General features: G+C 52.7%; 18 protein-coding genes. 9 read left to right on the top strand and 9 right to left on the bottom strand.

What is annotated here, in order from left to right; translation table 11 throughout:
* Window positions 1–61: 61 nt before the first annotated feature.
* From BMY01_RS01535 to BMY01_RS01525, 3 genes are all read right to left on the bottom strand, one after another.
* A complete protein-coding gene (locus BMY01_RS01535) occupies window positions 62–2,728 on the bottom strand; it encodes a M64 family metallopeptidase (RefSeq protein ID WP_074743814.1) in 2,667 nt (888 codons plus the stop codon).
* Complete coding sequence (locus BMY01_RS01530) at window positions 2,725–3,192, bottom strand: hypothetical protein (protein ID WP_074743813.1); 468 nt, start codon at window positions 3,190–3,192, stop codon at window positions 2,725–2,727. Before BMY01_RS01530 ends, BMY01_RS01535 begins: the two co-directional genes overlap by 4 nt.
* A gap of 127 nt (window positions 3,193–3,319) precedes the next feature.
* Window positions 3,320–4,261: a DUF5996 family protein gene (locus tag BMY01_RS01525; RefSeq protein WP_074743812.1), complete on the bottom strand. Its 942-nt coding sequence runs from the start codon at window positions 4,259–4,261 to the stop codon at window positions 3,320–3,322.
* 450 nt (window positions 4,262–4,711) lie between these two features.
* Between BMY01_RS01525 and tadA the strand changes: the two genes are divergently transcribed.
* Window positions 4,712–5,203 (top strand): tRNA adenosine(34) deaminase TadA, encoded by a 492-nt coding sequence (tadA, locus tag BMY01_RS01520; RefSeq protein ID WP_074743811.1) that lies wholly within the window; start codon window positions 4,712–4,714, stop codon window positions 5,201–5,203.
* Window positions 5,193–5,672 (top strand): L,D-transpeptidase, encoded by a 480-nt coding sequence (locus BMY01_RS01515; protein WP_074743810.1) that lies wholly within the window; start codon window positions 5,193–5,195, stop codon window positions 5,670–5,672. Before tadA ends, BMY01_RS01515 begins: the two co-directional genes overlap by 11 nt.
* A 156-nt stretch (window positions 5,673–5,828) precedes the next feature.
* Here BMY01_RS01515 and BMY01_RS01510 read toward each other — a convergent pair whose 3' ends face one another.
* Window positions 5,829–6,722 (bottom strand): serine hydrolase domain-containing protein, encoded by an 894-nt coding sequence (locus tag BMY01_RS01510; protein WP_074743809.1) that lies wholly within the window; start codon window positions 6,720–6,722, stop codon window positions 5,829–5,831.
* Between the two features lie 248 nt (window positions 6,723–6,970).
* Here BMY01_RS01510 and BMY01_RS01505 point away from each other — a divergent pair, with 248 nt between their 5' ends.
* The 3 genes from BMY01_RS01505 (at window position 6,971) to ftsB (ending at window position 10,429) form a co-directional block, all read left to right on the top strand.
* Window positions 6,971–8,671, top strand: coding sequence for a CTP synthase (locus BMY01_RS01505; protein ID WP_074743808.1), 1,701 nt, complete (start codon window positions 6,971–6,973; stop codon window positions 8,669–8,671).
* Between the two features lie 127 nt (window positions 8,672–8,798).
* Window positions 8,799–10,082: a phosphopyruvate hydratase gene (eno, locus tag BMY01_RS01500; protein WP_074743807.1), complete on the top strand. Its 1,284-nt coding sequence runs from the start codon at window positions 8,799–8,801 to the stop codon at window positions 10,080–10,082.
* Between the two features lie 65 nt (window positions 10,083–10,147).
* Window positions 10,148–10,429: a cell division protein FtsB gene (ftsB, locus tag BMY01_RS01495; protein ID WP_074743806.1), complete on the top strand. Its 282-nt coding sequence runs from the start codon at window positions 10,148–10,150 to the stop codon at window positions 10,427–10,429.
* A 59-nt stretch (window positions 10,430–10,488) separates the two neighbouring features.
* Here ftsB and BMY01_RS01490 read toward each other — a convergent pair whose 3' ends face one another.
* Genes BMY01_RS01490 through BMY01_RS01480 form a run of 3 tightly spaced genes read right to left on the bottom strand, consistent with a single transcriptional unit; the run spans window position 10,489 to window position 13,074 of the window.
* Window positions 10,489–11,394, bottom strand: coding sequence for a metal ABC transporter permease (locus BMY01_RS01490; RefSeq protein ID WP_074743805.1), 906 nt, complete (start codon window positions 11,392–11,394; stop codon window positions 10,489–10,491).
* On the bottom strand, window positions 11,391–12,218 hold the full coding sequence (locus BMY01_RS01485) for a metal ABC transporter ATP-binding protein (RefSeq protein WP_074743804.1): 828 nt from the start codon (window positions 12,216–12,218) through the stop codon (window positions 11,391–11,393). Before BMY01_RS01485 ends, BMY01_RS01490 begins: the two co-directional genes overlap by 4 nt.
* Window positions 12,190–13,074 carry a metal ABC transporter substrate-binding protein gene (locus BMY01_RS01480; protein WP_254772553.1) on the bottom strand — a complete coding sequence of 295 codons (885 nt, stop codon included), beginning with the start codon at window positions 13,072–13,074 and terminating at the stop codon, window positions 12,190–12,192. The genes BMY01_RS01485 and BMY01_RS01480 overlap by 29 nt, the downstream gene beginning before the upstream one ends.
* 399 nt (window positions 13,075–13,473) lie before the next feature.
* Here BMY01_RS01480 and BMY01_RS01475 point away from each other — a divergent pair, with 399 nt between their 5' ends.
* The 3 genes from BMY01_RS01475 to nikR are packed head-to-tail and all read left to right on the top strand — an operon-like array spanning window position 13,474 to window position 16,118.
* Window positions 13,474–14,919 carry a TonB-dependent receptor gene (locus BMY01_RS01475; protein ID WP_254772552.1) on the top strand — a complete coding sequence of 482 codons (1,446 nt, stop codon included), beginning with the start codon at window positions 13,474–13,476 and terminating at the stop codon, window positions 14,917–14,919.
* Window positions 14,804–15,685 carry a TonB-dependent receptor domain-containing protein gene (locus BMY01_RS18220; RefSeq protein ID WP_254772565.1) on the top strand — a complete coding sequence of 294 codons (882 nt, stop codon included), beginning with the start codon at window positions 14,804–14,806 and terminating at the stop codon, window positions 15,683–15,685. Before BMY01_RS01475 ends, BMY01_RS18220 begins: the two co-directional genes overlap by 116 nt.
* The gene (gene nikR, locus BMY01_RS01470) at window positions 15,657–16,118 is read left to right on the top strand and encodes a nickel-responsive transcriptional regulator NikR (protein WP_074743803.1); all 462 of its coding nucleotides are present in this window, start codon (window positions 15,657–15,659) and stop codon (window positions 16,116–16,118) included. The genes BMY01_RS18220 and nikR overlap by 29 nt, the downstream gene beginning before the upstream one ends.
* A 96-nt stretch (window positions 16,119–16,214) precedes the next feature.
* Here nikR and BMY01_RS01465 read toward each other — a convergent pair whose 3' ends face one another.
* A complete protein-coding gene (locus tag BMY01_RS01465; protein ID WP_081353624.1) occupies window positions 16,215–16,850 on the bottom strand; it encodes a response regulator in 636 nt (211 codons plus the stop codon).
* Window positions 16,851–16,884: 34 nt separating this feature from the next.
* On the bottom strand, window positions 16,885–18,963 hold the full coding sequence (locus BMY01_RS01460) for an ATP-binding protein (RefSeq protein ID WP_074743802.1): 2,079 nt from the start codon (window positions 18,961–18,963) through the stop codon (window positions 16,885–16,887).
* A gap of 291 nt (window positions 18,964–19,254) precedes the next feature.
* Between BMY01_RS01460 and BMY01_RS01455 the strand changes: the two genes are divergently transcribed.
* On the top strand, window positions 19,255–20,595 hold the full coding sequence (locus BMY01_RS01455; protein ID WP_254772551.1) for a hypothetical protein: 1,341 nt from the start codon (window positions 19,255–19,257) through the stop codon (window positions 20,593–20,595).
* Window positions 20,596–20,752 lie beyond the last annotated feature (157 nt).

The raw sequence follows: 20,752 nt of genomic DNA, 5'->3' as shown, positions 1-20,752 counted from the left end.
TGGAAGTGGAGGGTGATTGAAAGACTCGGTCAGGACTCCCGACCGATTCCTCCTTCGGGCATTATTCGGGTTTTATCCAGGCGCCACACCGTTCATCCAGGCATTTCAACAGTGTCGGCACATCGATTCCCTGTTCTTTCAGCCTGTGTATGAGTTCGTCGCTGAGCACATCCTTCTCCTGAAGGCAGTGCAGCAGGTTACAGAAATCGTTGGCTTTTGGTTCGTTCGGATTCCATACATCGCCCCCCGGGGTCGCAACCGCAGTAAGTGTGCGTTCCCGTTCAAAAGGCGTTCCCCGTGCCGTTTCACCGCGTGCACGCACCCGGATGTGGAAGACGCCTTGCACCTTGAGTGGATAGGCAGCGGTAAATTGCCCCTGTGGATCGCGGCTGAGTGGGATAAGCTCAGAAATCCCATCCGGTCGCACTATCTCGGCCCAGACGCTTGCATTTCCCTGAAGCAGCGCATCATATTCGTACAGCGCAGCGATCAGGTGAATGATGGCATCAACCTCGAAACTCGCTTGCTTGACGTACGCCGTGAAGATCAAGCCGGAATAGATGTGCGCGACAAACTCATAAGGCAGCGCCGCGTGCTGCACAGCAGATACCGATGTTCCGCCCTGCAACTTCAATATTGCATGCCATTGCCCGGCATGGCTTCCGGCTGACTGGGCTGGAAGCACCGGCAATGCGCACCGGTAATAGGATGCATACGGGCTCAGGATGAATCGTGAATTGGTTGACCCCGGCGGTGACGCTGGCGTAATACTGGAACCGTCCGGCGCCTCAAGCTGAAAATCGATCGCTCGCGGAAAAGGGCTCAATACGATCAGATCCATTCCATAATCCGCTTCACAGATCGAAACCGGGATACGATGCTCCGATTCCCTGCTGAGAATACCCCGCGGATCAGCGGTGATCTGGGCATTCGATACGCCTGCGAGAATTTGCAGGAAATACTTGCTGAGCCGCATGGGCTGGTCGCCCGAAAGTGCGCCGGTTACCAGAAGATATCCGTTATGTCCCTGACATAGCGTCGTCAGTGCGGGAATGCTGATGTTGGAGGGCATCCCCAGGCCAACCGCATAGGTATTTGCCGTGATGCTGCCCGTGACGTCGGCTAGAGGCGGGGGACGATTCCACATTCCATCGGTGAGCACGACCATGGCGGTAACGTCATAAGGCGTGGCTGCCGCCGCCTGCGCCTCATCCAGCATCTGCTTTCCATTCACGACACCGTCACCGATGGAGGTGGCGCCAGCAGGATCGATATCGCTTCCGGCAATATGTCCCATGGCAATGGTCCGCCCCGTTCCACCCGGAGCAGCGCCGGCTTCCTGGATTTCCATCAGCCGCTGGGCCGCTTCGTTGAAGCGGACCAAGCCGATACCGTCCGCCGGTTGCATGACACTGATAAAAACATTGAGGGCTTCGCGCAGTTTCTGGACCTTGGAGATGCCATCGCCGGCATCTTCATTCATGCTGCCGGAGCGATCGAGCACGAGCGCCACTGCAGAACGGGGACGCGCAGTCGTGTTGGCAGCAATGTTGATTACCCAGCTTTCCCCCGTCTGGACGCAGCGCACGGTAACGTTGCCGCTTGCAGTATCGCCTGGATTCGTGGAGGTGTAGGACAGCCAGAGCCGCGCGTAGGTAACCGGCAGAATCGGGTCGCTCGCCACAGCAACGGAGGTGCCATTCGGGGTACCGAATCCGCCGGTAGGGCCTGCGGTCATCTCAAATGTCAGGCTCCGGCAGGACACCACTTCCCATAGGATGGCCCGGTGTGTCGTTACACCGACACCCCCCATCCCGGCGGGAACATTCAGGAAGTTTATACTCGGGGTGGTCAGGGTGATCGATTCAGGGGGAAGAAACGGTTGCAGCGTTTGCCGGATTACGCCTGCGCAGACGGGGCAGAAAGGCGCGTAATCCCGCATATAACAGCTTGGCAGAGGGCGATAGGTGTCGCAGTCCGAGTAAATTGCGCCTTCAAAGGTGCCTACCGCACCCGCTGCGGGAGGCATCGCGGGTGGGATGCAAGCGGATGCCGCGCAACCGGGGTCGCATTGTGAAGGCATGGGAGTGCTCGGCGCGATGAGGTCACGCCACTTGTTAGTGGTAAGGCTGGTGTCGCGCGTTACATTCGGCTGAGAGGGTTCTCCCACCGGTGTGCCTGCGCCATTCCCTCCATACTCATCGGCCAGTCCAAAAGCGCTGTGTCCCATTTCGTGGATCGCTATCTGCGCCGCCTGGGCATGGGTGGAGCACGTGGCGATCATTCCGCCTGATCCTCCATACTTGCTCGAATTGACTATGCAAAGCACCTGATGCCTGAGCGGGACCTGGGCGGACGCAACGGACAACGCGAGCGCGGCATCCACGGTGAGCAGACGATCGAGCGGTGTTCCGGCAAAGATGCTGCAAAATGTCGCGTCAAAATAGGTATTGGCCGTGGTTGGAGTTCCTCCGGCACATCCCGGATCGTCCGCGCCGCTTTCATTCGACACGATGTCGACACGGTGTACATTGATCCCGCAGAAGAGTTCGTCCAGGGGCGGAGTAGTGCGCAGGGCTGTAACAAAGTTCTGTACGTCGGTATGGTACTGCGCCAACTCGGTCCCACGATATCCATCACCCAGGATGACCAGATTCCATCGGACACTATCGGAGCCATGATCAACGATCTTCGTGGTGCCCACGACATACCCGTCACTCGCACTCATTGCATGCCCCCTTTCTCTCCCCTCGGTATGTCAAATCGGGCCAACTCGGTTGAGGCACGCTGCTGTGCACCCGTAGCAGAAAGAGCGGAAAGGTCCAGCGACTCACCTATCAGGGCAATGGATTCGGCAGCAGGATTATCCGGAAGAAGCACTTCAAAAATACTCTCCTTGACCTCTCCAAATTTTCGTTCGATCTTGCCATCGGGCGAGTGCACCTCAACGGAGCCGATGAGCGGCGAATGGATAAGCCGATGAAACAGGACCTGGTTGTTTCCGTCCCGGAGTTCCATCCAGAAGCCACCATTTTTCCTGGGCTGAGGCGCTTCTCCGGCCGAAGGCGGGCAAATCATGGGAAGGCGCTCGTACGAGACCAGGTGAACCGCTCCATCCGCAACCCGGAATGTGAGTCTCAGCGTCCTGCGCTGATTGGGGTCGAGCCGACGGGATTGATCCGAATTTGGCATGCTTTCTCCTGTGGGTAGGACGGTATGGCTTACGGCCGCGATGCGTTGAAACTCGGTTCGCTGGTTCTAATCCTGTTGCCTGCTCCTGTTAACCTGTCGAATTCCGCTGAGCTACCCGGAGGCCATCTCAAGCTTCTATAGCTTTGCGTTCCAGTGAGTCCCGGTCCCAATGTGCCAGGTTGGCCACAGCTTCGTAAGTAGTCTGGAAAAAGGAAAGGAGCATCTGATCGGGATCTGTAGAAGCTCGCACGGTTTCATAAGGCAATACGAATTTGTCCAGCTTGTCGTGGAAATAGGCGGACTCCGGCTGAATGACATATTTATCAAAACCTGCCGGCTCAGGGTAAGCGTAGGCGTAAAAAGCCGCTTCTCCCAGGCCCGTTCCGGGCCAGAAGCCTCCACCCCATACCTCTTGCGTATAGGCTTCTTCCGTTATCCGGGCGGCGACATTAGGAACGCCCCCTGGATGTTTCGGTGCGGTTCTTCCCGAAAAACGGGTGGCAGCCAGGTCGAACCATCCCCAGAAGAAGTGTACCGGGCTCGCCTTGCCCACGAAGCGGGCGCGAAAATCCTTGAGTACACGGTCCGCCTGGACGAGAGCCCGCCAGAAATGTGTCATGCTCTCGATATCATAGCTCGCATGCTGGTCATCTTTTTCAAAAGGGATTGCTACTTCCACCTCGGAGGGTTTGGTGAGGATGCTGATCTCTATGTTCAATTCCTCGAGCACTCGCATCATCTGGTGGTAAAAATCCGCGACAGGCATGGGTCTCAATGCGAATGAGCGCTTTGTGCCTTCCGAGGTGGAAATGTGCAGCATGTGGTCGATGAAATCGAAGTCGATGGCAAACACCAGCCCGCGGTAGGGGATGGGTGAGGTGGTGAGTCCTCTCGCGCTGACATAGAGTGTGCAGCCCCAGCTGTGATTGATGTCCGGCGAGAGCTTCAGCCGGACTTTGCCTACGATCTGTGTCCACATATGCACAGTGGTGCAGGTATCCTGCCAGGCTTCCAGGGGAGGCAGTTTCGGCCAACCCGTCCCGATATCCGCTACATATTTATTCGTCATAGGTATAGAGTCGACTCGTCGACGCGGGAAAATGGAAAAATCGCAATAACCACGGCGCGTACTTTCATCTGGCATGCTTATATCAAACCAGCTCGAATCCACTCGCCTTACAGTTTTTTCTAGTTCATGTTGTTTCAAATAGCAAGAAAGCTTGAAAGACCTACAACACAAGAAATCTGGAGAAGCTAAGATCAATAAATTTATTCGCCCGAAAGTAGAGGGTGGGGATAATCGGGTCACTTTCCGTGGTGGCAGGAGGGCGATATACAATATCGACTTACGCTCAATTGGGCGAGAAAGCTGGAATATCCAGAAGGTAGACCATCATTGCGGGTAAAGCTGATCGCGGAGGACGTCCAGGTTTTGGAGCAGGTTGACCCATCCAATGGCAGAACATTTTTTCTGTAACAAGTAATAGTAACAAGTAATACAAAGGGAAGAATAATCGATTTGAATAGTTCGGATGCCGATTTCATGCATGCTGCATTGGAGCTTTCTGCCCGGGCGGAACAAGCAGGCGAGGTGCCGGTTGGGGCGATCGTAGTCAGGAATGGAACAATTGTTGGACGCGGTTATAATTGTCCCATCTCGACATCAGACCCCACTGCACATGCAGAGGTGATGGCCTTACGGGATGCAGGGCGTCATCTCGGCAACTACCGGCTGGCGGACTGTACGCTCTACGTGACTCTGGAACCCTGCGCCATGTGCATGGGAGCGATTTTTCATGCACGTATCGTCCGGCTGGTGTATGGCGCGGCAGATCCGAAGACGGGTGCATGTGGAAGCGTGATTAACCTCTCCGCCGAGCTTCGGCTCAACCATCGCTTGCAGGTGACGAGAGGGGTGCTCGCAGAGGAGGGGGGATATAAGCTGAGGCAATTCTTTGCGAAGCGACGCGATGCAAAAACAACGAATAGGGAAGAGATCGATGAGAATTGAAGTTGGTATTCCTTCTCAAACACTTGATTTACATGATAAGAACGATGTCGTCAGGCGCTACCGTATCTCCTCGGCGAAAAATGGCGTAGGCCAGGAAAACGGCAGCTTTTGTACGCCATTAGGCAGGCACATCATTCGTGCCAAGATCGGGACTGACCAACCGGTCAATACGGTATTCGTGAAACGCCGTCCCACCGGCGAAATTTATACGCCGGAACTTGCTGCGAATTTCCCCCGCCGGGACTGGATATTGACCCGCATTTTATGGCTCTCCGGTTGTGAGCCCGGCTTCAATCGTCTGGGAAAGGTGGACACCATGCGCAGGTATATCTACATTCATGGCACTCCCGACAGCGTGGAGATGGGCAAACCCGGGTCCATCGGCTGCATTCGCATGCGGAATCAGGATTTACTTGAGCTGTTCGACCTGGTGGAGGCGGGAACGGCGGTGGATATCAGGAACACTTAAGTACTGCCAGTCCTCTGACTTCAAAGGGACAGAAGGAGCAGAGGGAGCAAAGCCCGAATCCAATAGGATTCAGAGAACAGAAAATGTTTTTACTAACCCCATCATTTCAGCACTGACGGCGGCGGGGCCTGTGACAAGCAGGAACGGGAATGTTTCTCATGAACCTCCATTTGATAGTCGGTACTGTTCAACTCTGCGAATAGCTTCACGCTCGACATTTCCTACCTCGCCGCCCGTTGAAAAAGCGGCGCAACAAGGGGACAGCGGTGAAGCAATGTTGCGGTAGACAGCGATAAAGCTACCGGGGCCGCCCCCGGTATGCCCGGCGATTGATGTTTCGTCCTCAGTTGTACCCACCATGATGCCCAATCCATATCCTGGCGATACCCATGGTCGACCGGCAATGGATCCCCCAAGGGAGCGCCGCTCAAGCATGTCGCCTAACAAATCCTCGGGAAGTAAGGAACCGGCCATAAGCCGGTCCAATAGTAACGCAGCCTCATGAAGAGGACCCACCAACAATCCATGATAGACCCAGCGCGGATCGTAAGTATTGGCCACTCCCATCTCAACATCGATCAAGTCTTGATGTGACTTGGCCAGCCGAACATGATTAAGTTCCAGGGGGCGAAGGACAAGGCGTTGTAGCGCAACCTCCAAATCTTCACCCGTCCTATGTTCAATGAGACGACGCACATACAGATAGCCGATGTTGGAATATGCCCAGCTACTGCCTGGAAGGTAACGCAGTCTTTTTGCCTCCGTACGCTCCAACATTTCTTCATCTGACCAAGGCGCATCGCCCCGCTCGACTGCCAGGTGATAGTCAGGCAACTGGCCATAGTCCGCGAGCCCTGCCTCATGACGCAATAGCTGTCGCAGGGTAAACAACTGGTTTTCGAGGGTCTGGTCTAATGCCAGCAGCTTGTCGCGCACCAGTACGAGTGCTGCAGTAGCAATGACTGTTTTGGTGAAGCTCCACCACGGCACGGCGATAGTTTTGCCTGCCCGGGAGATTACCTTGCTGTTTTGGACAAGCGCATGAAGCATGGACTGTTATGGCTGTAACAAAGCCCGGGTATAAGGAGAAGAGGGTGAATTCGGCGCTTCCTGTCCACTTCATCCATAAAACACAGCTTTGCTATCCAGCCCAATTTGAGTGGCAAGGTGTTTTCAGGTATCATATACGTCCATGACAAAGTACGCGTTGTGGCTGTCTCCTTATGACGAAGTCGAATCGACCAGAAGAGGCGTGCGTCGCTGGTTGGGGCAAAGGTCGTATTTATGATCGGCGTCCAATGACAAAGTACGTATTCGTGACCGGAGGGGTGGTTTCTTCTCTGGGGAAAGGCATCGCTGCCGCTTCTCTCGCAGCCATTCTCGAAACCCGCGGCATCAAGGTTACCCTGCTCAAGCTGGATCCTTATATCAACGTCGATCCAGGCACCATGAGTCCCTTTCAGCATGGCGAGGTTTTCGTCACCGAAGATGGCGCGGAAACGGACCTTGACCTCGGGCACTACGAGCGCTTCATCAGTGGCAAGATGACTCGGCGCAATAACTTTACCACAGGCCAGATTTACGAGAGCGTGATAAAGAAGGAGCGGCGCGGCGACTATCTGGGCGGCACCGTGCAAGTCATTCCGCATATCACGGACGAAATCAAGCATTACATCAGGGTGGGTGCCGGAGATGCCCAGGTAGCCATCGTTGAAATCGGTGGAACCGTAGGGGATATTGAATCACTGCCCTTTCTGGAAGCTATCCGGCAGATGGCGGTTCAGCTCCCGCGGGAAGATACCTGCTTCATTCACCTTACGTTGCTGCCTTACATTACCTCAGCGGGGGAACTGAAAACAAAACCAACGCAGCACTCGGTAAAGGAGCTGCGCGAAATCGGCATTCAGCCGGATGTGCTGCTATGCCGTGCCGACCGTGCACTGCCTGCGGATGAGCGCCGCAAGATCGCACTGTTCACCAACGTTCGGGAAGAGGCGGTGATCCTGGCACTGGATGTGGACAGCATCTATAAAATCCCCTCGCTGCTGCACGACCAGATGCTGGATGAAATCGTCTGCCACAAGCTGAACCTGCTTGCCAAGGCGGCGGATCTCAGTACCTGGAAAAAACTGGTTCACGCACTGGAGCATCCGGAGCGGGTGATAGAAATCGCGCTGGTTGGAAAATATGTCGACCTGACGGAGTCTTACAAGTCTCTGTCGGAAGCGCTGATTCACGCGGGAATTCACACCCGCAGCAAAATCAACATTCATTATGTGGATTCCGAGAGTATAGAAAAGGACGGTACCGGCTGTCTGGAAGGCATGGATGCTATCCTGGTGCCCGGGGGTTTTGGAAAACGTGGAGTAGAGGGCAAGATCATGGCTATCCATTTCGCGCGTACCAACCGAATTCCCTACCTCGGCATCTGCCTTGGCATGCAACTGGCCGTCATCGAATACGCGCGTAACAAGGCTGGCATGCAAGGGGCGCATAGTACCGAGTTTCATCCTGAGACAGCTTATCCCGTTATTGCACTAACTATCGAATGGCGCTCCCGTGAAGGCCAGTTGGAAATCAGGACTGCGGACTCCGATCTCGGAGGGACTATGCGTCTGGGTGGCCAGGAATGCTTGCTCAAAGAGGGGTCTCTTGCCCGCAGAATTTACGGGTCCGACAAAATTATCGAACGGCATCGGCATCGTTACGAGGTTAATAATCAGTACATCTCCCGTCTGGAACAGGCGGGGCTGAGTATCAGTGCAGTATCGGCCGGAGAGGGATTGTGCGAAATGGTCGAATTGCCACAAACCGAACATCCATGGTTTGTTGCTTCCCAGTTCCATCCTGAGTTCACCTCGACTCCCCGGACTGGACACCCTCTCTTTGCGGCATTCATCGAGGCGGCCGCCGTGTTTGCGGACAAGAGCCTTTCCAGCGAAGGGGTGATATCGACCGATAAACCTGAACGCACCACAGCGGGCGCCTATATCCAATAACTGTAATTGTTGAGGCGCCTTTCAAGACCGTTTCAGCCTCTAGTCCTCAAGCCGATCTCCGGTAGTCCTCGGAAAGTAGCAGAGCCGTTTTTAATAACTTGCAGATAAATGATCAGGGAAAAATAGCATGAGTGCAATTGTAGATGTCATCGCCCGCGAAATTCTTGACTCGCGCGGGAATCCAACCGTGGAAGCGGATGTTTTGCTTGAATCCGGAGTATTGGGTCGGGCGGCTGTTCCTTCCGGCGCGTCGGTTGGCACCCGGGAGGCTGTCGAATTGCGCGATGAGGACGCTCAGCGCTATTTCGGTAAAGGCGTACTGAAGGCGGTGGAAAATGTGAACACCGAAATTTCAGAAGCAATCATGGGACTGGATGCAGTGGACCAGGCTTTTATCGACCGCACACTGATCGATCTCGATGGCAGCGGCAACAAATCAAGGCTTGGCGCCAACGCGATTCTTTCCGTATCGCTCGCGGTGGCCAAGGCAGCGGCGGAAGAATGCGGACTACCGCTGTACCGGTATGTCGGTGGAGCGGGCCCGATGTCCATGCCTGTTCCCATGATGAACGTCATCAATGGCGGCGCCCATGCCAATAACAATATTGACATGCAGGAGTTCGTAATCATTCCGCTGGGCGCCCAGAGTTTTCGTGAAGCCCTGCGTTGTGGCGCGGAAGTATTTCATACCTTGAAAGGCTTGCTCGATAAGAGAGGCATGCATACGGCGGTGGGTGACGAAGGCGGCTTTGCACCCGATCTGCCCAATAATGAGGCGGCATTGCAACTGATCGTGGAAGCGATCGAGAACGCGGGCTATCTTCCGGGGCCGGATGTCGCCATTGGCCTGGATTGCGCTGCTTCGGAGTTTTACCGTGACGGCAAATACCATCTGGAGTCGGATGGCCTGACGCTCGATTCGACCCAGTTTGCCGATTATCTTGCCACCTGGATCGATAAGTATCCCATTATCAGCATTGAAGACGGGATGAGCGAACATGACTGGGATGGGTGGAAGCTGCTGACCAGCAGACTTGGGAAATCCGTGCAACTGGTGGGCGATGATATTTTTGTTACAAACGCGAGCATTCTGAAAGAAGGTATCTCCCAGGGCATCGCAAATTCCATATTGATCAAACTCAATCAGATCGGGACGCTTACCGAAGCTCTTTATGCGATTGAAAGTGCAAAGCGTGCCGGCTACACAGCAGTCGTCTCGCACCGTTCGGGTGAAACCGAGGATACCACGATCGCGGACATCGCAGTGGCGAGCAATGCATTGCAGATCAAGACCGGCTCGCTTTCCCGTTCCGACCGCCTTGCAAAATACAACCAACTCCTGCGCATCGAGGAAGATCTGGGCGATACCGCTAGTTATCCCGGGCGCGGCGCCTTCTACCAGTTGAAATAAGCCTTTTCAAATCCGAGCGGACAGGTCAGGAGTTCCTCATAGGAGGAATCCTGGGAGAAGCCGAAGTGAAAGTATTGACTCTTATACTCGTGGCATTGATTGTTCTGCTGCAATATCCCCTATGGCTGGGTAAGGGTAGCTGGCTGAAAGTATGGGAGGTCGATCAGCAGCTTGCAACCCAGTATGAAACCAACGAAAAACTCAAAACTCGCAATTCCACGCTGGATGCGGAAGTGCGGGACCTCAAGCAGGGGTATGACGCTGTCGAAGAGCGCGCGCGCAATGAACTCGGGATGATCAAGGAGGGTGAGATCTTTTTCCGTACGGTGAACGATAAAAATGATTAGGATTTTGTGAGCAAGAGTTCAGCTATTTTCTGTGACAAGCGCATTGATCCAAATCTGACTTAAAGTCCAGCCTCGTTTCGTTCAACGCTTTGATGCTGTGTCGTTTGAACGAAATCGGATTTTCCATCAAGATGGTTTTGCAGAACATACCTGTCATGAAGGAAGTTGGTAAGCCAGCTCAGACAGTATAACGAAGCCCCAAATAAAACGATGGTTGCCCCCGACGCGGTGTTGAAAATGTAGCTCAGATACATACCCGCGACACCCGTTATCCCACCGATGATCCATGCATAGATCAGCATGCGGCTGAAGCAGTCAGTCATGAGGCGGGCCGTGGCCGCGGGGGTGATGAGGGTGGCAGCGATCATGGTGACACCTACAATGTTCATGGAAGCAATGATGGTTAGCGTGAGGAGCAGCGAGAATATCAGTTGAACGCTGGCTGTCCTGATGCCGAATACTCGCGCCGCTTCCTGATCGAACGTAGAGAAGAGTAGCGGCCTGTACATCAAGAACATCATTGTCAAAGTGGATAGGGAAACGAACCCGATGAGCAGCAGGTCTCCTTCCGTGATTCCAAGGATATTTCCGAACAGAGCCGCTTCGAAACTCTGGCTGAAGGCTCGCACCTGGCTGATGATGGCAACACCCAGCGCGAACATGGCATTCGTGACGATGCCGATGGCTGCATCCAGCTTGATCGTGCCGCTCCTGGTAATCCGATTGATCAATAGCACCGCAAGCAAGCCCATCGCCCCGGCACCGGCATAAAAATTGAGATTCAATATGAATCCAACCACTGCTCCGCCGAATGCGGCATGGGATAGTCCGTGACCTACATAGCTCATCCCGCGCAGTATCACCAGGGCTCCAATCAAGCCGCAGGAAGCCCCCACCATCAGTGTCGCCAGCAGGCCATGCCAGAAAAATTCATACTCCAGCGGCTCAAGAAGAAATTCGATCACGGGTCGCCGTCTGAAAAGTGAATGGGTGTGCCAGTGGCAATCAGGAAATAGTCTTCATGCCTCACTATAGTGATATCGCCCCCGTATGTCCTGGTCAGAATGTCATTGGTAAAGATGTCGCGAGGCCTTCCCTGCGCTATCAAGCCGTTCCTGAAACATATTACCCAGGGCAGGTGTGAAGCAACGGCGTTAAGGTCATGCGTAGTGAGCAAAATGGTAATACCTTCGCTATTGATATCACCCAGCAGATGGAGCACTTCATGTTGAGCCTTGATATCGACCCCTGAGGTAGGCTCATCCAGCACCAGCAGCGCCGGATTGTTGACCAGTGCACGGGCGAGAAATGCACGCTGCCGCTGCCCTCCCGAGGTATTGGATATCTGCTGCCCCAGGCAGCGGTAAATGCCCAGCCTGTACGCCAGATCATGGACACGCTCCCGCTCTTCCATGCTTGGCCATGGCCATATCCGCTTTCCTGTATAGAAGCCCATCAGGATGACTTCTTCCACGGTAACGGGAAAACGCCAATCCACACTTCCCAATTGTGGCACATAGCCGATGATGCCGCGCGGAATGTCGTTCAATGCCTGCCCATCCAGGAGCACGGTGCCGGAAAGGGGCGAGTGCGTGCCCAGAATGGTTTTAAGCAGCGTCGTTTTGCCACATGCGGTGGGGCCTACGATTCCTGCGAACTGACCTTTGTCGATTTTCAATGACAGGCGTTTGAAGACGATATGAGGTCCGTAGCCCGCCGTCACATCGGTCAGGCTGACTGCTGCGGGATATACGTCCGACTCAGTACTTGATATTGCTCGTGTCGACATCTGTCATGCAACCTGGGTTCCCGCCGAGTGCTGCCGTCATTATCCTCATGTTGTTTGCCATCATGCCGATGAAAGAGTTTGCCGGAGGCGGAGGCAGCGCATCATCGGAAAGCTGATCTATGAACTTGACACCTGTCTCGCGGGCGATCTGCTCCATGATCTTGCTTGGGAAAACTTCCGAGCCAAAAATAGCAGGCACATTCTCGTTCCTGATCTGCTTTATGATGCGGATTACCTCTCGCGGGCCGGGTTCCGAAAAATCCGAGGGTTGAACCGCCGCGATGATCTTCATCCCATACCGGGGAGCGAAGTACGCGAAGGAGTCATGATAAGTCACGAGCTTGCGATTTTTCTCCGGGATGGTCTTTACGCAATCAAAGGTTGCCTTATCCAGTTTACGCAGCTTGCTCAGATACATTGATGCATTTGCCATGTATCCTTCCTTGTGCACGGGATCGAGCGCGATGAGTTCGTCCTGCACGACCTCGACATAATGCATTGCCAGCGCGATATTGGGCCAGAGATGAGGATTGGGATGGCCGCGCTCGCGGGGAAAGCTGAAATCATACTGCCAATCCTCCTTGCGCAAGATCCGGTTTCCAAGCTCGAGAATCCGTATTCTTCCTTTCGTAATCTTTTCCGCCAGCTTCAGGGTGGGCAATTCGAGATCGAGGCCATTGGCAATAATGATATCGGCCGTTTCCAGTAGCCTTGCATCCGCGGGAACCGGCTCGAAGGTGTGAGAATCGGTTCCATCGGGAACGATTCCTGTCACATTTGCATAATCGCCGCTCACATTCCGGACGATATTCGTGATGGGGGCCACGGTTGTGACGATAAAGAGCTTTTTGGCCACATTTCCGGCATGGGAAGGTAGCGGTTGCACTAATAGAAGCAATAGAAATGGAAGAGCAATCTGACGAAGCTGCACGGCTGTTTTTTTAGCGATGAGAGATGGTGAATGGAGATCCCGCTTTGGCCGAAGATCGATCATCCTTCAAGGTGCTTATAAAGCCTACCATCAATCCATTTGCGATGATGTAGGGAAACCCTGACAAAGCCTTCACTTAGTCCTACCGGTCATTTCGATATCCCCCGACAGACATGCGCACTATTTGCACGTACTTTTAGCTGGATTGCGGGTTTCTCCCTGCCTTTCGTCTGGAGGTATTACAAATCTGCAATATTTCCTACCATTTTCTTTATTGTGGCTCAAGTTTCACTATAAGGAAATCAAGCAAGGAACCTGTTTCGAGTGGGATATGAATATCAATCAGAGCGTGCGATCAGGGATAGTTCCCGCACTTATTCGGCTCGACCGGTTTGCCGTGTTGTTCTTTCCATTGAAGCGGTACTTGCGGGAATGATGGTGCCGTGGTGCAGCAACGCAGCAGGGATCCTCACGCTGAATGAAGTGGAAGTCCGGGCTGATGCAAGAAATCTCATCGGGACTGCCGATTCGGCAAACGAGGGTACTGTACTCAAGCGTCAGCTTGATCAGCGGACGGTTTATCGACCGGGGGAATTGCTCGAAACCGTTCCCGGCCTGATCGTCACCCAGCATAGCGGTGAAGGCAAGGCTAATCAGTACTTTGCCCGTGGTTTCAACCTCGATCATGGAACCGATCTGAGGATAACGGTGGATGGCATGCTGGTAAATCAACGTTCCCACGGTCACGGACAGGGTTGGGCCGACATGAATTTCATCATTCCCGAACTGGCCGGGGGACTGCGATATCAAAAGGGGCCTTATTATGCTGATCAGGGTGATTTCTCATCAGCGGGCGCGGTCAGTATGAGTTATGTCGATAAGCTGGCGCGTGACATTGCAAGCTACGGAGTAGGCCAGCAAGGGTTCATGCGTGGACTATTGGCAAAATCTTATGAGGTGGGGAACAGCAATTTTTTATATGCTTTTGAACTGCTGACCAAGGATGGCCCCTGGATTAATAAAGAGAATTACAAGAAATTCAACGCTGTATTGCGCTACAGTCAAAATACGGGCAACACCCGGTTCAATATCACCGCAATGGGTTATGGTGGAAACTGGAATGCGACCGATCAGATACCACAACGCGCAGTAACGAGGGGTCTCATTCCTCGCTTGGGCGCAATTGACCCAAGCGACGGGGGAGAGTCCCATCGCTTCAGTTTATCGGCAGCCTTGCAACACATGAGCAATCATGGAGTGACGAGAGCAAATCTCTATACTATCCATAGCAATCTCGCATTGTTTTCCAATTTTACCTATTTCCTCGATGATCCCCTCAATGGTGATCAGTTTTCCCAAACCGACAAACGCTTCCAGTCTGCCTTTAACCTGAATCATACGTGGGTAACCGGTTTGGCAGGGTTCGCATTCGAAAATCTGGCGGGCATCCAGGTCCAGAGCGATGTTATAGATAATGGCCTGCTAAGCACGCAGCAGCGCCGGGTATTGTCGGTTACGCGTAAAGACCATGTGTTCGAAAACAGTGTGGGTCTCTATTACCAAAACAGCGTTCAATGGCTGGAAAAATTTCGCAGCGTGGCGGGAGTGCGTAGCGACTTTTACTGGTTCGACATCAACAGCAATATTGGCGCCAATTCCGGCAGAGAATGGCAGGGAATACGACAGCATCACGAATCCCAAGCTCAGCCTGATCTTTGGCCCATGGGCGAAGACGGAGTATTACTTCAACTATGGCAGCGGGTTCCATAGCAACGATGCGCGAGGTGTGACGACAACCGTGGATCCGAAATCCGGAGAACCTGTAAACAGAGTCCATCCACTCGTTCGCTCTACGGGGTATGAGGCGGGACTACGCACCGCTATCGTCCCCGGACTGCAGGCGTCGATTACTTTTTTTCAACTGGATCTGGCCTCCGAGCTGTTATTCGTAGGTGATGCCGGCACGACCGAGGCAAGCCGTCCCAGTCGACGCAAGGGGTTCGAGCTCTCGGCATTCTATATGCCCAATAACTGGCTAATGATGGATTTGGACTATGCGCTGGCCGATGCCAGATTTACCGATTCAGATCCGACAGGCAATCACATTCCCGGCGCGGTCAAAGGGGTGGGCAAATTTGCTGTTGCCGTGGACAATCTGGGTCCTCTCTTTGGGAGCATGCAAATCCGCTATTTTGGAAAACGACCCCTAGTGGAGGATAACAGCATTCAGTCGGGCAACACAGTCACAGTCAACGGGCAGATCGGGATAAAGATCGATAAGAAATTCCGCGTAATGCTGCAGGTATTCAATCTATTCAATACCAAGGCTCAGCGATTGATTACTACTATACCTCCCGACTTCCCGGTGAGCCCGATGCCGGTGTTACCGACAGGCACTTCCATCCTATTGAAAGCCGTTCTTTCCGAGTCAATCTGGTCGGAAATTTTTAAAGATCAGCATACTGCTGAAGAACCTATCGAACTATTGAATATCTGGAGCCCAGGCAATGGAACGTCTTACCATCTCACTGAATGATCAGCTTGCCAAGCAGTTCGAATTCGCAATGCACAAGCTGGGCTACTTCAACCGGTCCGAAGCTGTTCGCGATTTGATACGCAACATGATTGAAACCACGCGGCAGGAAGAACATGCTGATGGATACTGCATTGCAACGCTCAGCTATATCTATAATCACCATGAACGTGAGCTGGCGCGCTGTGTTACTTCAACACAGCATAATCATCACAACCTTACCCTATCCACCATGCATGTGCATATGGATCATGATAATTGCCTGGAAGTGACCATTCTGAGGGGTACGATCCGGAGTGTGAAAAATTTTGCCAATCTCGTTACCGCTACACCAGGAGTACGGCATGGCAAGTTGCATCTTCTACCGATAGAAATCGTGCAGGAGCACGATTTTCATGAATCCGAGCCGCATGTTCATAGCAGCCCTCTTACCTGAAGAGGCGAGTTGCTGCGGGTAGTGAACCAGGACAGGCCGAAGAGATTCCAGGAATCGCATTCCGCTGCATGAAGTGGGATCGATCTGCATGAATTCCTATTCGAGCAGCTTATGCTCCGCCACGTAGCGGATCAGTTGCGCGTTGTTCTGCATGCCCATTTTTTCGAGGACGCGGGCACGATAGGTACTGATCGTTTTCGCGCTCAGTTTCAGTTTCTGGGAGATTTCGGTCAAGGATATTCCGACTGCGATGAGCTTGAGGACATCGAGTTCGCGGTTGGACAGGGCGGAGTGGCGTGGCATGGTGGAAGAGGGAGCCAGATCGAACAGAAGTTTCTCGGCCAGCTTCGGATCTATGTATCTTCCCCCATGCGCCAGCCGGCGAATTACCGATATCAACAGGTCAATCGGACTATTTTTTGTCAGATAGCCTGACGTACCGGCGCGTATCGCACGAATGGCATACTCGTCCTCATGGTAGGTGCTCAGCATCAGTATGCGATGCTTTGGATCGTCGTCCATGATCCGCTGTAGTACCTCGAGCCCGTTCATTCCGGGCATGCTGACGTCAAGCAACGCGACATCCCATCCCCCGAGACGCATTTTTTTCAAAGCATCAAGTCCATCAGTAGCCTCGCCTACGACCACAATATCTGCTGTTTCGGCAAGAATGCGTCTCAGGCCATCACGAAAAAGCCGATGATCGTCAGCCAGAAAAGTCTTGATGATCAAGCATTCTCTCCTGAAAACGGGTACTCACCGATGCTCATGAAACGGATATTCCATTATTTTGTGAAGATACGGATGGCCCCGGGCAATCCGCAACAATGGAATGAAGAAGGGATGCGCTATTTGTAATGCCAGAGGCAGTACAATCAAAACGCTCGTTTCGCCTCACCGGAATTGATACACGAACCAAGGCACCTTGGCCTGGTTCACTTGTGATAGCGATAGAGCCCCGAAGTGCTGCGGCCCGTTCGCGCATTCCAACCAATCCAAATGACTTTCCTTTTTTTGCACTCTCGGGATCGAATCCTCTGCCATCGTCGCAAATTTCGACAATGACATCGTCCTTTTCCCGGGATAGCCGGATTTCCACACGGTTTGCCCCTGAGTGCCGCGTCACATTTGTCAGTGACTCCTGGACGATACGGAATATTGCAACAGTCTGGTCTTCGTCCAGGTTCTCCGGTTCCTCGGGTAGTCGCAGCTCGCAGTATATGCCGGTATGTTTTTTGAACTCGCTGCTCAGTTTTGTAAGAGCCGATTCGATTCCCAGCCCCAGTGAAGCAGGACGTAAATGTTCCGCCACATTGTGCACGCTCTCGCCCGCTTTCTCGACAAGTTCGGCCATGTTGTGCCTGATGGTTTCGAGCCGTTCGCTGCCATGATCTTTCGCGCTTCTTAGCAGCGAGATTTCCAGATGCAGCGCCGCCAGAAGCTGACCGAGCTCATCATGGATCTCGCGTGCAATATATTTGCGATCTTCTTCCCGCATTCGCTCGAGGTGAGCAGCAAATTCTCTTATCGCTGCGTCACGCACCCGGAGTTCCTGCTCTATCAGAATCCGTGCCTCGGTCTGCTGGTGCTCCAGCCATCGTCCCAGGTCGTCTCCGATTACATCGATCAGATTCTGCTCCTCTGGCAGCAGAAAGAACCGATCTCCGCGATAAAACAGTTTGATCCAGCCACGTGTCTCGCCGTGGACGGTGATCTGTTTTTGCAATTCGTGCACATGATTTCCGTGGTATGGATCGGATACAAGTTCCTTGCCATCCAGTTCGATTTTGACACTGGCGAGATGTGGAAACTGCATTGCTGCGATGAGTTCGGTCGCGATTGTGCCGCATACTTCTTCCAGCGATGAGGACTCCATGCCTCGCCGGATCGAATAAAAGCAGTTAATTTCCTTCAGCCGTTCGCGCAGCGATTCTTCGACTTGTCTAAGTTTGATAATTTCGTGTTCAATGGCTTCTGCCATGGAATTGAAGCCCGTCCCCAGCTCGGCGATTTCATTGCGGGTGGAAATAGCACAACGAGTCGAATAATTGCCTTGTGCAATACCACTTACCTGGTATCTGAGGTAATCGAGCGGACGCAGAATGTTGCGGCGTGTGTAAAAAGTGGCAAGAGTCGCAAAGAACAACGCAAGACATAGTACGACCAGTATCAGCAGGATTTGCTGCTCGAACTTGAGCTGCAGATTACTGAGTTTGTTGCGGGTGCGTGTGTCCAGTTCGAGCATGAACTGGTTGATGGGTGCCATGATTCTGATTTTTTCAGTCTCATAACGCTTGCCAAACAAAAGATCGATTGCAAAATTGCGCCGGGAGGGACAGGGCACATTGAAATTCCCCTGTTGATCTTCACACAGTTCTTTTACGGCGGCGAATGCCTGCTTTTCCAGGCTGACGAGGTTGTCCGAATTTTCCTGCGACTGCCGCAGCAGGTCGAGTTCCCCTTCACTGAAACCTTCGCGGCGCATCAATTCCATGAGAGAAATCGTATTTTCCCTTGTACTCGTGGCGTGGGTATTTTCCAGATGCGCGTAGGCAATCGGGTAATCCTGGGGACGCGGCCGTATGCCATTCCGGATATCGAGTATTTCAAAAAAGCTGTGCTCGTAGGCAGGATTTCCCGTTACTGCATAGGTGCGAGCCATCTTGGTCAAATCTTCGGAACTGCGAAACAGCTCATTTGCCAGTTGTAGCGATCGGTGCTTCTGGCGTTCAGCCTCGGTAACCTCATCCAGCGTGTTTAACGCCCGAGAAGAAAGAAATATGAGCACGGTGAGCACGAATAGGATGGAGGCGAGAGAGAAATTCGTGAAAAAACCGATCCTCATGTTTTTATATATATCCCTATGGCCATCAATCAGGGTTTTTTTGCCAAAGAATCAGCGTGAATAAATTCACGATAATCAGGGACCAGCAGCTGGTTTTTTATAGCCAGGGCTGGCCGCCTAAGCAGCAGCTTTGGCTGGTAATGTAATAAATATCAAGAAATTTTCATATACCAAATTTGGAAGCTGTGGATGTTTTCTAATGATGAATACTAAAAATTCCTGCATGATTGTGCAACCTGATTATCGGTCGGGTAACAATTACAAGAAGAAACTTTGGTAATGAAGAACTTCATGCAAAGAGCAGATAAAGTACGAAATAATGAATCAGCACCGGTCGAGGTGCACCTGCGGAAACTTGTCTGCAAGCAACGGAAGTTCCTCGTTCATGTTTGCAGCGTAGCGCTTGCGATACTGGCGCTGATTATGGATTCCCTGTTTCTATCCTCGTGGGCGCAGGCAGCAGAAGTCACGCTTCCAAAAGGGCCAAAGTATGCAATCGACGAAACCAAATGGGTGACGCTTGGAATTGGGTTCCGTGGAACCGGGCTATGGGTGGAAAATCCCGCCCCAGGGAATCTCAGGAGCGGCGATTTCAGCATCGATAATGCCCGTTTTTACTTGAATGGGCAGATACATCAGTACCTCAAGTTCGAAGTCAATACGGAATGTTTTTTCTGCAACAACACCCATCCCGGTGACAATCCGAAGATGTCGTACAACGTACTTGATGCGATTGCAAAATTTGAGCTCAACCGTTATTTCAACATCTGGGGTGGCCGTATGCTGGTGCCGACCGAACGGGGCGAACTGAGCGGTCCTTTTTTTCAATCAACCCATGACGCTTTCAAGACACCTTTTTTTTCCCAGGATTTCAGCACCAAATTTGGCAGCGGTGGAGCCGGACGCTATGGACGCGACGATGGAGGCACATTCTGGGGAAGCCTTGAACCGGGCTTCATCAAGGGTACCCTGGGATATGCTGTCGGTGTCTACCGCGGAGTCCAGTCATCCCGTAGCGCCGGCCCCAATCAGGGCGATGACGTATTATGGGCAGGTCGTTTCACATATAACTTCTTGAATCCAGAAAAGAATCCAGGCTACTATACCAGTAGCACCTATTTTGGCAAGGCCGGCGATATTCTCGCGCTTGCTTTCGGCGTTTCATACCAGAAAAATGGCGCCGGCTCCTTCGCGCATCGAAGTGATTTCCTGGGACTGGTCGGGGACGCCCTTTTTGAAAAAGTGCTGCCCCGGAACATGGGTGTACTCACCGCAAATGGTGAGTACAAGCAGTTTTATGCCAACTATTCGCCTGCGGCGTTTCAAGATCCAGATTGCTTTTGCATGTTCGATGGCAAATCGTGGACGGTCACCGGGCTTTATCTCCTGCCCATGAGGATCGGTATTGGCCAGTTTCAACCATATGGCCGATTCACCAGTATTCAGCCAAATAACAGCAGCAACAGGGAAGAAATTGAAGCGGGTGTCAACTATATCATTGACGGTTTCAATGCTCGAATTTCAGCGTACTACCAACACGGAGATCTATTCACCAAACGGCTGAACTATGCGCCGGATGTGGCTGGCGAGAAAGTTGATGTATTCAAGCTGTCGTTTCAATTGCAAATGTAGTCATTACGTATTTCGGTCAAGCAATCGGCATGCATTTGATTTTTTATCCGGGAACGAGGCTTGAGGTACGGAGAAGGAGATTCATTTGAGTTATTCGGGGAGCGCTAGCTTGAAATCAGGCGCAAAAACACATTTGAGCTCACTTGATGAGAATTCG

The organism is Nitrosospira multiformis, from assembly GCF_900110185.1.
GTDB classification, from domain to species: Bacteria; Pseudomonadota; Gammaproteobacteria; order Burkholderiales; family Nitrosomonadaceae; genus Nitrosospira; species Nitrosospira multiformis_A.
Note: the sequence above shows the minus strand (reverse complement) of the source record. Positions and strands in the feature narration are given on the sequence as shown.